Origin of the sequence: Corynebacterium flavescens (assembly GCF_008693105.1) — a bacterium.
In the GTDB taxonomy this organism is placed as follows: Bacteria; Actinomycetota; Actinomycetes; order Mycobacteriales; family Mycobacteriaceae; genus Corynebacterium; species Corynebacterium flavescens.
On sequence record NZ_VXKK01000033.1, the window covers coordinates 93,778 to 106,984 of the forward strand.

12 protein-coding genes are annotated in these 13,207 nt (G+C 59.5%); 3 read left to right on the top strand and 9 right to left on the bottom strand.

The features are described from left to right. Positions 1-8: 8 nt before the first annotated feature. Together F4V60_RS07935 and ilvA are read right to left on the bottom strand one after the other, a co-directional pair. Complete coding sequence (locus F4V60_RS07935; RefSeq protein ID WP_075730094.1) at positions 9-656, bottom strand: YigZ family protein; 648 nt, start codon at positions 654-656, stop codon at positions 9-11. An 11-nt stretch (positions 657-667) separates the two neighbouring features. Beyond that, the gene (gene ilvA, locus F4V60_RS07940) at positions 668-1,951 is read right to left on the bottom strand and encodes a threonine ammonia-lyase IlvA (RefSeq protein ID WP_075730095.1); all 1,284 of its coding nucleotides are present in this window, start codon (positions 1,949-1,951) and stop codon (positions 668-670) included. 201 nt (positions 1,952-2,152) lie between these two features. Between ilvA and F4V60_RS07945 the strand changes: the two genes are divergently transcribed. Then, the gene (locus F4V60_RS07945) at positions 2,153-2,638 is read left to right on the top strand and encodes a hypothetical protein (RefSeq protein ID WP_075730096.1); all 486 of its coding nucleotides are present in this window, start codon (positions 2,153-2,155) and stop codon (positions 2,636-2,638) included. Between the two features lie 25 nt (positions 2,639-2,663). Here F4V60_RS07945 and F4V60_RS07950 read toward each other — a convergent pair whose 3' ends face one another. Together F4V60_RS07950 and dnaE are read right to left on the bottom strand one after the other, a co-directional pair. Next, positions 2,664-3,866: a cobalamin-independent methionine synthase II family protein gene (locus tag F4V60_RS07950; RefSeq protein ID WP_075730097.1), complete on the bottom strand. Its 1,203-nt coding sequence runs from the start codon at positions 3,864-3,866 to the stop codon at positions 2,664-2,666. 171 nt (positions 3,867-4,037) lie between these two features. Next, positions 4,038-7,610: a DNA polymerase III subunit alpha gene (gene dnaE / locus F4V60_RS07955; RefSeq protein WP_075730098.1), complete on the bottom strand. Its 3,573-nt coding sequence runs from the start codon at positions 7,608-7,610 to the stop codon at positions 4,038-4,040. A gap of 89 nt (positions 7,611-7,699) precedes the next feature. Here dnaE and rarD point away from each other — a divergent pair, with 89 nt between their 5' ends. Further along, positions 7,700-8,587 carry an EamA family transporter RarD gene (gene rarD / locus F4V60_RS07960; protein WP_075730099.1) on the top strand — a complete coding sequence of 296 codons (888 nt, stop codon included), beginning with the start codon at positions 7,700-7,702 and terminating at the stop codon, positions 8,585-8,587. Here the strand turns inward: rarD and F4V60_RS07965 are convergent. The 4 genes from F4V60_RS07965 to lspA are packed head-to-tail and all read right to left on the bottom strand — an operon-like array spanning position 8,584 to position 10,887. Next, entirely contained in the window at positions 8,584-8,856 is a 273-nt protein-coding gene (locus F4V60_RS07965) for a hypothetical protein (protein WP_075730100.1), read from the bottom strand. The genes rarD and F4V60_RS07965 overlap by 4 nt on opposite strands. 24 nt (positions 8,857-8,880) lie before the next feature. Beyond that, positions 8,881-9,468, bottom strand: a complete 588-nt coding sequence (locus F4V60_RS07970) for a hypothetical protein (protein WP_075730101.1) — start codon at positions 9,466-9,468, stop codon at positions 8,881-8,883. After that, positions 9,465-10,343, bottom strand: coding sequence for an RluA family pseudouridine synthase (locus F4V60_RS07975; protein WP_075731205.1), 879 nt, complete (start codon positions 10,341-10,343; stop codon positions 9,465-9,467). Before F4V60_RS07975 ends, F4V60_RS07970 begins: the two co-directional genes overlap by 4 nt. 40 nt (positions 10,344-10,383) lie before the next feature. Continuing rightward, a complete protein-coding gene (lspA, locus tag F4V60_RS07980; protein WP_075730102.1) occupies positions 10,384-10,887 on the bottom strand; it encodes a signal peptidase II in 504 nt (167 codons plus the stop codon). A gap of 32 nt (positions 10,888-10,919) precedes the next feature. Between lspA and F4V60_RS07985 the strand changes: the two genes are divergently transcribed. Further along, positions 10,920-11,882: a hypothetical protein gene (locus tag F4V60_RS07985; RefSeq protein WP_075730103.1), complete on the top strand. Its 963-nt coding sequence runs from the start codon at positions 10,920-10,922 to the stop codon at positions 11,880-11,882. 65 nt (positions 11,883-11,947) lie between these two features. Here the strand turns inward: F4V60_RS07985 and F4V60_RS07990 are convergent, their stop codons facing one another. After that, positions 11,948-12,955 carry an HNH endonuclease signature motif containing protein gene (locus tag F4V60_RS07990; RefSeq protein ID WP_075731207.1) on the bottom strand — a complete coding sequence of 336 codons (1,008 nt, stop codon included), beginning with the start codon at positions 12,953-12,955 and terminating at the stop codon, positions 11,948-11,950. Positions 12,956-13,207 lie beyond the last annotated feature (252 nt).

Genomic DNA, 13,207 nt, shown 5'->3' on the forward strand with positions numbered 1-13,207 from the left:
ACTATCCATCAACGCTCGGGGCGCTCTATCCAGGCGTGCCCGACAGGCTTTGTATTGGATTCGCCTTGGGTAAGTGCCGCCACAGAGGCATCAAAGTCTTCCCGCGCGCCAGGATTAAGAGCTACTGTCAGCGTCACTTGCGCGCCATAATCCGCATCGACGATAGAAATGCCACGGTTGCGAAGCTCCCCTTCGACCCGCCCCGCCCGTGCATGGGTCAAACGCAAGGAATAAAGCTCTTTCCTACTCCGGGTTACCCTATCCAGCGATAAGAGCGCCTGGCGCACCGCATCACCGTAAGCATGCACGAGCCCTCCGGCGCCAAGCTTAATTCCGCCGAAGTAGCGAACTACCACCACGCAGATGTCGAGCATCCCCGTTCCCTTGATGACCTCAAGCATGGGCTTTCCTGCAGTTCCGGAAGGCTCACCATCATCGGACGAACGCTCGATAGGATTGGCCTCATCCACATGAATGATAAAAGCCGAGCAGTGATGCCGCGCATCGGGAAAACGCAGTCGCGCGGCCTCGATGAAGTCACGCGCTGCCGCCTCACTATCGGCCCTGCCGATGAGCGTGATGAAACGCGATCGCTTGATCTCTATCTCGTGCTCACAGACCTCGTGTTCTACCGGTCGCTGGTACGTGCTCAGCATCAAAAAAGAAACTAAGCGACGAGGAAATCATATTCCGGGGTGCCAGGACGCAATTGCTGCACCTTGATACGGGAGGCGTCCATTCGCTTGAGCAAACCATCAATAGCAGAGGCTGTACCAAGCTCGATGCCAACTAAAGCAGCACCCGTTTCCCGGTTATTGCGCTTGAGGTACTCAAAGAGCGTGATGTCATCCTCTGGTCCCAAGATGTCCTGCAGGAAGTGGCGCAGCTGGCCAGGTTCTTGCGGGAAGTTCACGAGGAAGTAGTGCTTCAATCCGCGGTGAACCAAGGAACGCTCCATGATCTCCGCATAACGCAAGACATCATTGTTGCCGCCGGAGATGATGCAGACCACCGTGGAGCCCTGTTGCAGATTGAGCGTGCGCAGGCCTGCCACCGAGAGAGCCCCAGCGGGCTCGGCGATGATGCCCTCACTTTGATAGAGATCGAGCTGTTCAGTACACACCGCGCCTTCGGAGACGGTATCCCAATGCAAGCGGCCTTGATTGGCTTCAAGGATCTGATAGGGCAGCGTGCCGATGCGCTTGACAGCCGCACCATCGACGAAAGGATCGACGGTATCGAGGGTGACAGGCCCTCCTGCCTCAAAAGCTGCGGTTAGCGAAGCCGCGCCGGCGGGCTCGATCCCGATTATCGCGGTTCGCGGGGACATGTCAGCCAAGTAGCTGGTGATGCCGGAGAGCAGTCCGCCACCACCGACCGGGACGACGACGGTGTTGAGGGTTTTACCCAGGGCGGAGAGCTGCGTGAGGATCTCTGCGGCCACGGTGCCTTGACCCGTGATGGTGTCGCGGGCATCGAAGGGCTCAATGATGGTGGCCCCGCGGGCCTCAGCATCTGCATGCGCGGCTGCCGCCGCCTCATCGAAGTTGGCGCCTGTGACAACGAGCTCGATCATGTCCCCGCCGTGGACGAGGATGCGGTCCCGCTTCTGCTTTGGGGTGGGGCTGGGCACGAAGATCTTGCCAAAAATCCCCATGGTGCGGCAGGCATAGGCGACGCCCTGGGCATGGTTGCCGGCAGATGCTGCCACGATGCCGGCTTCCCGCTGCGCTTCACTCAAGTTCGAGATCGCGTAGACGGCACCACGAATCTTATAAGAACGCACATCCTGCAGATCCTCGCGCTTGAGGTAAACCTCGTAGCCGGTCTGGCGGGAAAGTCGCGGGCAATACTGCAGCGGAGTCGGCGCAATCTCCGAGCTAATTCGTGCTTGGGCCGACTGGATGTCCGAGGCATGAATGGGCTCAAAAACTGCGGTGTTACTACTCATGGGTATTCATCTTAGCCCCAGGGTATGCGAAGCGTCGCATTACCTGCCGCTCAATTGGTTGCCTTCTCGTCGGGAAATACCGGTAGCCAGACCGGTATTTAGAATGGCTTCGCGCTTATAGCCATGGCGGGGCCGTTCTTGCTCTGCTAAGTTGTGGGGGCACGCTTCCTGCGTCCCTCACCCTCCAAGGAGTCAAAACCCATGTCCCGCTCTCGTCTTTCAGTCGCTCTTGTCGCCCTTGGCGCCACCGGCGTCGCTATACTCAGCCCTGTCGCCGCCCAAGCCGAGGAGGGTGGCCTCACTGAGTCGTGCCAACAGGAAGTTGAGGATGCCAAGGCGGCGCACCAGGCTGCGGTCGACGACGGAACCGCGGGTTCTTCTTTCATGGGGCCCAAGGAACTGATGCTGGGATTAGCCAATGGATATGGATCTTCCGGGATGCCCACCCCGCCGGACTGCGTGGCTGAGCACGAGAAAGAAGTGGAAAATCAGAAATGGGACGAGATGCCCGATTTCGTGCAGTTCCTGCGCCCGGGTACTGCCACCGCGGAAGGCATAGCTTGGGCCGGGGCAATTTTGGGCCTCGGCGCAGCGGCGGTCCAGGGGCTGGCGCTTATCGCTAAATCTGATCCCTCCATACTCGAGCCGCTGCGCGCCGCGCTCAAACAGGCGGGCATCCAGCTCTAGACCCTCTGACCCCGCCATCTTCAAACTAGAAGAGCTCCTTCGTGGCCAGCTCTGCGCCCTCCACGAGGGACTGCAACTTGGCCCAGGCGATCTGGTGATGCAACCTGCCACCGAGCCCGCAGTCAGTGGAGGCCACAACGTTCTCAGGGCCAACTAGCTCAGCGAACTTGATGATGCGATCTGCCACCAGCCGCGGGTGCTCCACAGCATTGGTCGAGTGAGACACGACGCCGGGATAGATTAACGTTCCTGCGGGCAGCTGGTGATCCTGCCAGACCCGCCACTCGTGCGCGTGACGCGGAGATGCGCCTTCGAAGGAGAAGCCACCGACCTTGGCACGCAGGATTTCACCGATAATGTCCGCGAAGGGAATGTCTGTCACGTGCGGTCCGTGCCAGGATCCCCAGCAGATGTGTAGGCGGGTTTGCTCGCGTGGGAGATCCTTAATCGACTCATTGAGGACGTCGATGCGCTCACGAAGGAAGGCCTGAAAGTCCACCACGGTGGGCTCTGGAACCACGCTGTCCCAGGCCTCGGCAAGATCGGGGGCGTCAAATTGCACGGTCAGCCCTGCATCCGTGATGGCCTTGTATTCGCTTTTGAGGGCCTGACCGCAGGCGCGCACGAGATCGATGTCTTCCTCGTAGTACTTGTTGGGCAGTCGCGCCGCCGCGCCCGGAGAGAGCGCAGCAACGAAGCCGTCCTGAGCACCAGCCTTCGCCATCGCGTCTTTGAGAAGGGTGACATCGGCATTGACCTGGTCTTGACCGATGTAGGTTACCGGCCCACTAAACTCCGGGTTTGCCACCTTCTTGCGACCGGTGAAGATCCCGGAATCCGGGTCGTTATAAGCCTCCGCAAATAATGCACGGTCGCGGCGATCCTTCATCGAGGACAAGCGCACCTTCCCAGGCTCCGAGCGAATCTGCTCCCCAATCTCCCAGCGATCCTTATCCGTCATGGTCAATCCACCAAGACGGGTAAAGGAGTAGTTCCACCAGGCGCCGTAGTCTACGGCCCCTGAAGTGACGTGACCGTACTCGCCCTCGTTGAGAATATCGATGCCAAGATCTACCTGGCGCTGGACAACGTCCTCAACAGAGCGGCGCAGAATCTCGTGAAACTCCTCCTGAGAGATGGTTCCAGCGGAACGCTCGAGATTGGCTGCGAGCAGCTCTTTGGTGCGGGGTAGCGAACCCACATGGGTGGTGCGAATCCTATTGACCATCTTTTTTAAAACTCCTCTTCAACGCGAAATGAATCTAGCCTTCAATAGACCATGCGGTCTACCTTAGCTGGGTTCCTTTGTGCGACCCGCACCGCAGCGACATTATATTCATGTCGCTGTTATCTGTGCTGCGTAAAAAGGGCTATTAAGAGTAAAAGAAGGTGCGGCCTATTAGCCGAGGATTCCCGCCCCCAGCTTTGCCTTGAGATCGCCCATGAGATTTCCGGAGCGCTCCACCCGAAGGTGCTCGCCCAAAACCATCATGGTTGACTGGTCGCCGTCGACAAGCGTGAGATAGACGTCGGACTCACCCTTGTTATTGACCAGTACCTGTTTGAGGTTGGCAATATTGTCCAGGGTGCACTGATCCGTGCGCATGGTCAGGCGCAACGGCAGACCTGCTCCCCCGCCGGGGCCCAAGTCTGGCACCCTGATGTCGGAGCAAAACAGTGACATCCGGTCGTCGCGGATCTTCACCTTGACTTTGGCAAGGATGATATTGTCTTCGACGATCTGGGGGGCGACCAAGGAATAGACCTGATTGAATACCAGGATGTCTACCTGGGCACCGTTATGGTCTTCCACGTTGACAATGGCCCAGGGAGAACCGTCGCGTTTGGAATAGCGGCGATCCACGCCCGAGATGATGCCACCAATGATGAGCTCTTGGCCATTGTGGACCTCGCCGGCGAGGATCTTGGGCAAAGCAGTATCCGTCTGAGAATCTAGTGCATCCTCGAAGCCGTCGAGCGGGTGCCCCGAGACATAGAGGCCAAGCATTTCGCGCTCGAGGGCCAACTCGTGCTTGCGGTCCCAACTCTCGTCAGGGACATCGATAGCAAAGGCGCTCACCGCGCTAGAGTTCTCCTCCCCGCCAAAGCCGGCGAAGAGATCGAATTGCCCCTTGTCCGCGGCCTTTTTGGTGGTTTGCACTGAATCAACCGCATCCTCGTGGATGAGCATGAGGCCCTTGCGCGGATGGCCCAAGGAATCGAAGGCCCCGGCCTTGATGAGTGATTCGGTCACACGCTTGGAACAGGCCGCCAGCTCGATCTTGTCCAGATAGTCCGAGAAAGAGGTGAACTCGCCCTTCTCCTGCCGGGTCTTAACGATGGATTCGACCACCTCGGAACCAACGTTGCGGATGGCCCCCATGCCGAAACGAATGTCCTCGCCCACGGCCTGGAAGTTCTCCTCCGAGTGATTGACATCCGGCGAGAGCACGTGGATTCCCAGGTGGCGGCAGTCAGAAAGGTAGATCGCAGACTTATCCTTCTTGTCTCCCACCGAGGTCAACAACGCCGCCATGTACTCTGGGGCGTAGTAAGCCTTGAGGTAGGCGGTCCAGAAAGAGACTAGTCCGTAGCCTGCGGCGTGAGACTTGTTAAAGGCGTAGGAGGCAAAGGGCTCAATGGTTCCCCACAAGGCGTCCATGGCGGCTTTGGAATAGCCGTTTTCCTTCATGCCACCCCAAAACTTATCGTACTGCTGGGCTAGGACCTCGGGCTTCTTCTTACCCATTGCTTTACGGAAGCCATCGGCCTCACCGGCGGTATAGTTAGCCACCTTTTGAGAGATACGCATGATCTGCTCTTGGTAGACAATGAGGCCATAAGTCTCGTCGAGGATTTCGCGCAGCGGCTCTTCCAATTCGGGGTGGATTGGGGTGATGTCCTTGCGACCATTCTTACGGTCGGCATAGTCCCAGTGCGCGTTGACACCCATGGGGCCGGGCCGGTACAGGGCCAGGGAGGCCACGATGTCTTTGAAGCCGGTCGGTCTCATGCGCTTCAGCAGTTCCTGCATTCCGCCGGAGTCGAGCTGGAACACGCCTAAGGTATCGCCACGTGAGAGCAGGTCATAGACCTTGGAGACCGCGGGATCGTCAGCGTGGAGATCCTCCAACTCCAGATCTTCGCCACGGTTGCGCTTGATATTGGCCAGGGCATCACCGATCACGGTGAGGTTGCGCAATCCCAGGAAGTCCATCTTCAACAGACCGATGGCCTCACACGCAGGGTAGTCCCAGCCGGTGATGTACGCCCCATCCGCCGGGCGCTGCCACATCGGAATGTGGTCCATGAGGCGAACCGAGGCCATAATCACCGCACAGGCGTGGACACCTGCTTGGCGCACCACGCCTTCGAGGCCGCGGGCGGTTTCGTAGATCTTCTTGACATCGGGATCAGTCTCGATCATTTGCCGGACCTCAGCGGCCTCGGAATAGCGTTCGTGCTCCGGGTCCATGATTCCCTTGAGCGGGATGTCCTTGGCCATAATCGCCGGGGGAAGCGCGCCGTTGATGCGGTCAGCAATTTGGAATCCCGGCTGCCCGAAGTGCACCTTCGCGGAGTCTTTGATGGCCTGCTTGGTCTTGACCGTACCGAAAGTAATAACCTGCGCGACCTTGTCTTCGCCCCAGCGTTCAGCGGCGTAGGTGATCATCTCACCGCGGCGGCGATCATCGAAGTCAATATCGATATCCGGTGCGGAGGGACGCTCGGGGTTCAAAAAGCGCTCGAAGAGCAGATCGTGCTCGATAGGATCGATATTGGTAATGGTCAAGGCATAGGCAACGAGGGCACCCGCCGCCGAACCACGGCCTGGTCCCACCCAAATGCCGACGGAACGCGCATGCTTGATGAGCTCGGCCACGATAAGGAAGTAGGAAGGGTAGCCCTTCATGTCGATGACGCTGATCTCATACTGGGCGCGCTCCAGGTACTTCTCCGGCACCTCTTGTCCCGCAAAGCGATCCTGCAGTCCCGCCATGACCTGGTGGGTGAGCCACGAGGTAGGCGTATGGCCCTCCGGCACGTCGGCGATAGGCATGCGGTCGTGGGAGTGCTCCTCCCAGATCTCGCCATAGTCTTGGACCCGCTCGGCAATCCACAGGGTGTTATCGCAGCCGGAGGGAATCATGTCATCCCACGTCTCACGCATCTGCGCTGCGGACTTGATGTAGTAGCCGGTTCCACCAAACTTGAAGCGATCCGGGTCCATGAAAGTCTTGCCGGTCTGTACGCAGAGCATGGCCTCGTGGGCGGGAGCCTGTGACTCCAGGACGTAGTGGCAGTCATTGGTCACTAGGGGAGGTAAGTCCAGCCGGCGTCCGATTTCCAGGAGCCCGTCACGCGTGCGCTTTTCGATGTCGAGTCCGTGGTCCATCAATTCAAGGAAGAAGTTGTCTTTGCCGTATATGTCTTGCCACATCGCGGCGGCCTCTAAAGCCTCATCGAACTGGCCCAGACGCAGGTGCGTCTGTACGTCTCCCGAGGGGCAGCCGGTGGTGGCGATGATTCCCTCCGCATGCTCAGCGATGAGCTCGGCGTCCATGCGCGGCCACTTTCCCAGCTGGCCTTCGTAGGAGGCCAGGGAGGAAAGCGTGAAAAGGTTCTTCAGGCCGGTGGCGTTTTCCGCGAGCATGGTCTGGTGCAGGTACGCGCCGGAGGCCGAGACATCGTCCCGCTTTTGATCCGGGGTTCCCCACAGCACGCGCTTCTTATTAAAGCGGGATTCCGGCGCCATATAGGCCTCGATGCCAATGATGGGCTTGATACCCGCCTTGGTCATGCGTTGGTAGAAGGCGTTGGAGCCAAACATGTTGCCGTGGTCCGTCATGCCTACCGCTGGCATGTCCTGACGTAAAACCTCTTCAGCAAGCAGGTCCACCTTTGCCATGCCGTCGAGCATGGAAAACTCGGTGTGATTATGCAGGTGAACGAAGGAGGAGTTTTTGGCCATGCGAACATTCTAGCGGTCGACGCAAGAGGCGAAAATAAACGCGAACCCGTGCTTCACATTGGCTATACTGGGAGTAGCATTAGCCCTCGATGTTCTACACCGTAATTACCTATCTCATGTGGGGATTTTTCCCAGCGTTTTTCCCACTGCTCAAGCCCGCCGGGCCGTTAGAAATTCTCGCGCACCGCGTCATCTGGACCGCGCTTCTAGTATGCGTTTTCCTCTTTTTCACCGGAGGTTGGCGCGAGCTGCGCGGTTTCACCCTGCGCACGTGGGGCAAGGTGGCTGCTTGCGGCACTCTCATCACCATCAACTGGGGTGTCTACGTACTTGCGATCAACTCCGGGCATGTGGCTGACGCGGCCTTGGGATATTTCATTAATCCGCTTGTTTCGGTCGCCTTGGGCATCATCTTCCTGCGGGAGACACTCAATCGCTGGCAGGCGGCTTCTGTGGGCGTTGCTTTCGTGGCGGTGCTGTGGTTGACGTTTATGACCGGCCAAGCGCCGTATATTTCGCTCCTTTTGGCCTTCAGCTTCGGCATCTACGGACTCGTCAAAAAACAGCTGCAGGTTTCAGCCGCCACTTCCGTCGCAGCTGAGACGCTAGTCATGGTTCCCGTTGCACTCGGATACCTCATCTATCTGAGTATCCGCGGGGAATCGACCTTCCTGAGCGAGGGGCCCTCCCACGTGGCGTTGCTCGTGTGCTCCGGCATCATCACCGCCCTGCCGCTGATGACCTTTGCCAAAGGTGCCAAACAGTTGCCTTTGGCTACCATCGGCATGCTGCAGTACATCACTCCGGTTATGCAGATGTTGTGGGCGCTCTTCGTGGTCAATGAGCACATGTCGACAGCGCGGTGGATTGGCTTCGGCATCATCTGGATAGCGGTGGCCATCTACGTCACCGATCTCATCAGGCAGCGCAGGGCAACCCGCCATTCCCACAAGCTTCGCCAGATCGAGGATTTCTAGTTCTGGGAGCTCCCGCGGCGCGATTGCCGCAACTCCTCGCGCGCTGCTCTGGCACGCGCTCGGCGCTCGCCTTCTTCATTGCCGTCGAGCGCCCACCGCGGCATCATCACCAGCAACACCGCACAGCTCAGCAATCCCAGCCCAGCCATCACCATCCCCTCGGCGCCGCCGAGACGCCAGACAACTGCACCGGCGCACACGATTAGGCCAAGTGCACAAAGCACATAGGCAAAGCGATAATTTGGTGGCCAGTTCTTAAAGCTCTTCATGATCAAACCGAGCCTACCCGTTGTTTAATCCGTGCCCAGCGGCCGAACGGCGAAGGATCCCCAGGGGGCGTCGGCTGGCGCAGGCTCAACCGCAGCAATCAAGGAGTTGTCAGCGAGTTCCTGCAGGTGTGCGCCATCGTCCCACACCAGCACCGCGCTCGCCTTATCCAGGGCTGGGGTCGTGCCAACTCCGGAAAGGCTCGAGCTCACGCGAGCAAAAAGCCTGTCTAAGACGTCCGTGCGTTCCTCACCCGCAATGGGCTCAGGCACGGCCAAAGGAGCCGACTGCGCAATGATTACAGCGTTGAGGCGGCGGATCGGAGACACCGCTGCGGCAGTCTCCGTCGCTGAAAGATCATGATCGAAAGAGACAAGAGCGTAGGTAGGCGAATCAGCGTCAACCTCAGCCAACTGCTTCTGCGCCCGCGCGATATATTCGGCCCGACTTTCCTCATCCGGCCCCAAGCGGTCTCCTTGCAGGCCTGTAGATGAGTGCGTCCCGAAGGCGCCGAAGAGGAAAACCACGAGCAAAAGAAGCCCCGCGAGGAACATTCCTCCTGCAGCGCGGCGCCGCCGGTAGATGCGCTGCGCGGATGGGGCAGAAACCCTCATGAGCGCAAGACCTGCAGGGCATGTGCCAGATCAGGCGGATAGGGCGCCTCTATCTCAAACCACTTGCCCGTCCCTGGATGCGTGAACCCGAGCTTGAGCGCGTGCAGCCACTGCCGCTTGAGCCCCAAGCGTTGGGCAAGATTGGGATCTGAGCCGTACATGGGGTCGCCCACGCAGGGGTGTCCAACGGCAGCCATGTGGACGCGGATCTGGTGGGTGCGCCCGGTCTCGAGGTGTACCTCCAGCAAGCTTGCTTCTCGGAAAGCCTCGAGGAGCTTATAGTGCGTGACCGCGTGCTTACCCTCGTCTACGACGGCGAACTTCCACCCTGCGGAGGGGTGCCTTCCAATGGGGGCGTCGATAGTTCCCTCGATTGGGTCGGGCAAACCCTGCACAATGGCGTGATAAGTCTTGGTGATGGTGCGCTGCTTGAAGGCCTGCTTGAGCGCGGAGTAGGCTCGCTCCGAGGAAGCGACAACCATGACCCCGGAGGTACCCACGTCAAGCCTGTGGACTATTCCCTGCCGCTCCGTGGGACCGGACTCTGCGACCTTGTACCCCGCCGCACGCAGACCTCCGATGACCGTGGGGCCTTCCCATCCTAGGGTGGGGTGGGCGACAACCCCGACTGGCTTCTGCACGCAAATGATGTCTTCGTCGGCGTAGAGCACATCCATGCCCTCGACGAGTTCTTCCTTAGGCACGAGTGGTGCATCTGGTTGCGGCAACGTGACCTCAACCATGGTCGCGGACTGGAGGCGGTCCGACTTGGACACGGCGGCCGAATCGATCACCACATCGCCGTCAGCACACAGCTGCGCTGTGACTGAGCGCGAGAGCCCCAAGAGCTTGGCCAGTGCGGCGTCGGCCCGCATTCCATCGAGGCCCTCGGGAACAAGGAAGGTGCGTGTCTGCCTATTGCTCAAGCTTGTGCCTCCTTTCCTCTCGCAGCATGGACACAATGAATACCAGCACCCCGCAGGTGATCGAGGCGTCTGCAATGTTGAAGACTGCGAAGTCCCCCACCGAGATATAGTCTACGACGTGCCCGAACCAGAAGCCCGGCTCGCGAAAGAGGCGGTCGAGGAGGTTGCCTAGTGCACCTCCAGCGATCAGCGCCAAACCGATTGCCTGGCCACGATCCTTTATGCGTGGAGCCGCGATGGCCACGCCGATAACGAAGGAGAGCTGAATGGTGGTAAAAAGCCACGTGCTTGAATCCCCGCCCATGGAAAAAGCCGCGCCGGGGTTAAAAAGAAGATAAAGCCGGAACCAATCCCCCACGATCGGCAGCGGCTCGCCCTCGGTCAGGATAGTAAGCATGAGCTGCTTGACTGTCTGGTCAACGGCCGCCACGGAAAGCACGACCGCGACCATGGTTTTAAGGAAACTCCTTCGAATCTGACTCACCCGCACCATTCTAAACCGCGACGTCCGGTATTTTGGAATGCGTGTTTCGTGTGCAGACTCTTGTCATCCTTTCCGCCCTTGCCCTTAGCGGAGGAGCCTTAGCTGGCTGCTCCTATGAAAAGCCCGGACCTCCGGTCGAACAGCCAGTGGGGCTCACCCTTGATGCGCCCCGCGTATCCGTCATCGACGCCGGGCGGGGAGAAAAGCGCGTCTTAGAGTTTAAGGATATTGATTCCGAGCAAAAGCTCGACTATTCCTTCGCACAGGGCTTCCAACAGGATCTCTTCAACTCCACTGCCGCAGCTGCTTTCAAGGCTTCCTCCGTCGACGACCCGAAGGTCACGCTGCCGTTGCAAGCCAGCGTCGAGGCTGCCTCCGAAGCTGTGGAAGGGCAGTTACCCGCCACCCGCAATGCCTTCGTGACCTCTGGTGTGCCCACTTATAGTGGCGAAGAAGATCTCTCCAGCGCGGAGGGCTTCCAATTCGGCTGGCGCGCGGAAGACTCCGGGCAGATGTCCTCACTGCGTCTCGCTGCGCCGCAGGGAGCCTCCGACAACGCTCGTCAGGTAGTCGAGCAGGCAGTAACCCAGCTGAGCTCGTTTCCTGTGGTCTTCCCTACCGAGGAAATCGGCGAGGGCGCACGATGGACCGTTGATTCCCGTGTTGCCGGCGAATCCACCCTGCTGCAGACCACCACCTATACCCTCAACTCTTTAGAGGGCGATAAGGCTCAACTGGGCGTCTCAGTCCAGCAGCGCCCCTCCCTCGGCGCGCTATCCTTCGAGGGCACAGCCCAGGGAACTGAACTCGCAGACAAGGAACTCAAGGTTCTTGATTCGCATACCGAATCAACCGGAGAGCTCTCCATCGATCTCACGCAGCCGCTGCCTGTGGAGGGCAGCGTTGCCTTCGATACCAAGGTCATCTACGGCACGGATGATTCAGATCTGCGCGTGGTGCAGTCCACCAATACTGCCCTCGATTTCGCTCCCGCAGCAAGCTAAGCGGCTCTTTCGGTTAAGCGCGCTGGGTTTTTGGGGTGCTTTAAGTTACCGTTGGGCCGGTTGGCCTAACGGCTGGTGTGCGGGGGCTGCCAGACTATTGTCCCGCCTTGGCGGGCAAGCCGCCCGCGCAGTGGCGGCGCATTCGGATCATCCTCATTAACCCCGTTGTGATAACTACACAAGGTCACTAGGTTGGCAACGTTAGTCTCCCCGCCGTGACTCCACGGCGTGAGATGGTGGAACTGCCCCCGCTCTGCCGGGGTCTTACAGCCCGGCCACGCACACGTGGGATGCTCTGCTGCCAGCATCGTGCGCTGCTTGACCGACGCGAAGCGCTCAAAGCGGTACAAGTCCACAGGCCCCAGCGCCCGACTTATCACCGTAATAAGCCCCTCGTTGGCACAGGCGCGTTCCACAAGCTGCGCGCCGGTGATAACAGTCCCACTGGTGGTGCGCACCATCACATCATCGCCCTCGCGGCGCAGGATCGTGCCGTAGTCCTCCAACTGGAGGACTGCCATGGTCGTCACACGAGTACGCCCAGCCGGGGCCGCGCCTGCTTTCCCGAGCATGCGGGCAATAAAACTCTTACCCGGATGCTGCTGGTCGATGGTTCGGAAAGCATCTGCCATATCCAGCCCATTGCCGGTCACTGTCAAGGTAGCTAGCCCGTTGGGGTGTTGGCGTAGCAGCGCGCGCTCGCAATACGTGCGGGGGACACGCATCTCGCGCAGCCGGCGCCTGGCTACCGCAGTAACCTGCTCGCTTGGCGTGGCGCATAGTTCCAACCGCAGGTTCCACGCATCCAGTTTCCCTGTAATGCGGCGGGTAAAGGATTCGATCTGGCGCAGGGTACTCAGAGTGTGCCCGGTACGCCGAGCAGAGTTAACGGCCGAGCGTTGCTTGCCGGTATAGGGTGTGGGGCCGAAGTAGATGGTGTGCAGGCTTATAAGCTCGGCGGCATCCTGCGCGCTAGCCCCCATCTTTTCAAGGTCCGCCGCGGATAGCCCCGAGCACTCAGCAACGAGGTCAACACCTCGGCTAAGTTGTGCGAAGTACTCCTGCAAGCCCATGACCGCCACGCTAAGACACCGCCACGCGGTACGACAATCCCAGACCCGCACCCAGTAAGGAAACTGTGGATAACTCACCCGCACCGCCCCGGTTATCCACAGGCGGGCCGCCTAGCCAGAATTCCATAGTGCGGTAGCAAGGCCATCCGGCCTATCCTGAATGATCGGTCTCGGTGCTGACCAACAGAATCAATGCACTCCAAAACCGGAAGATCCTGCTAAGCGCCTCTCCCCAGAGCCCACAAAAAGCCG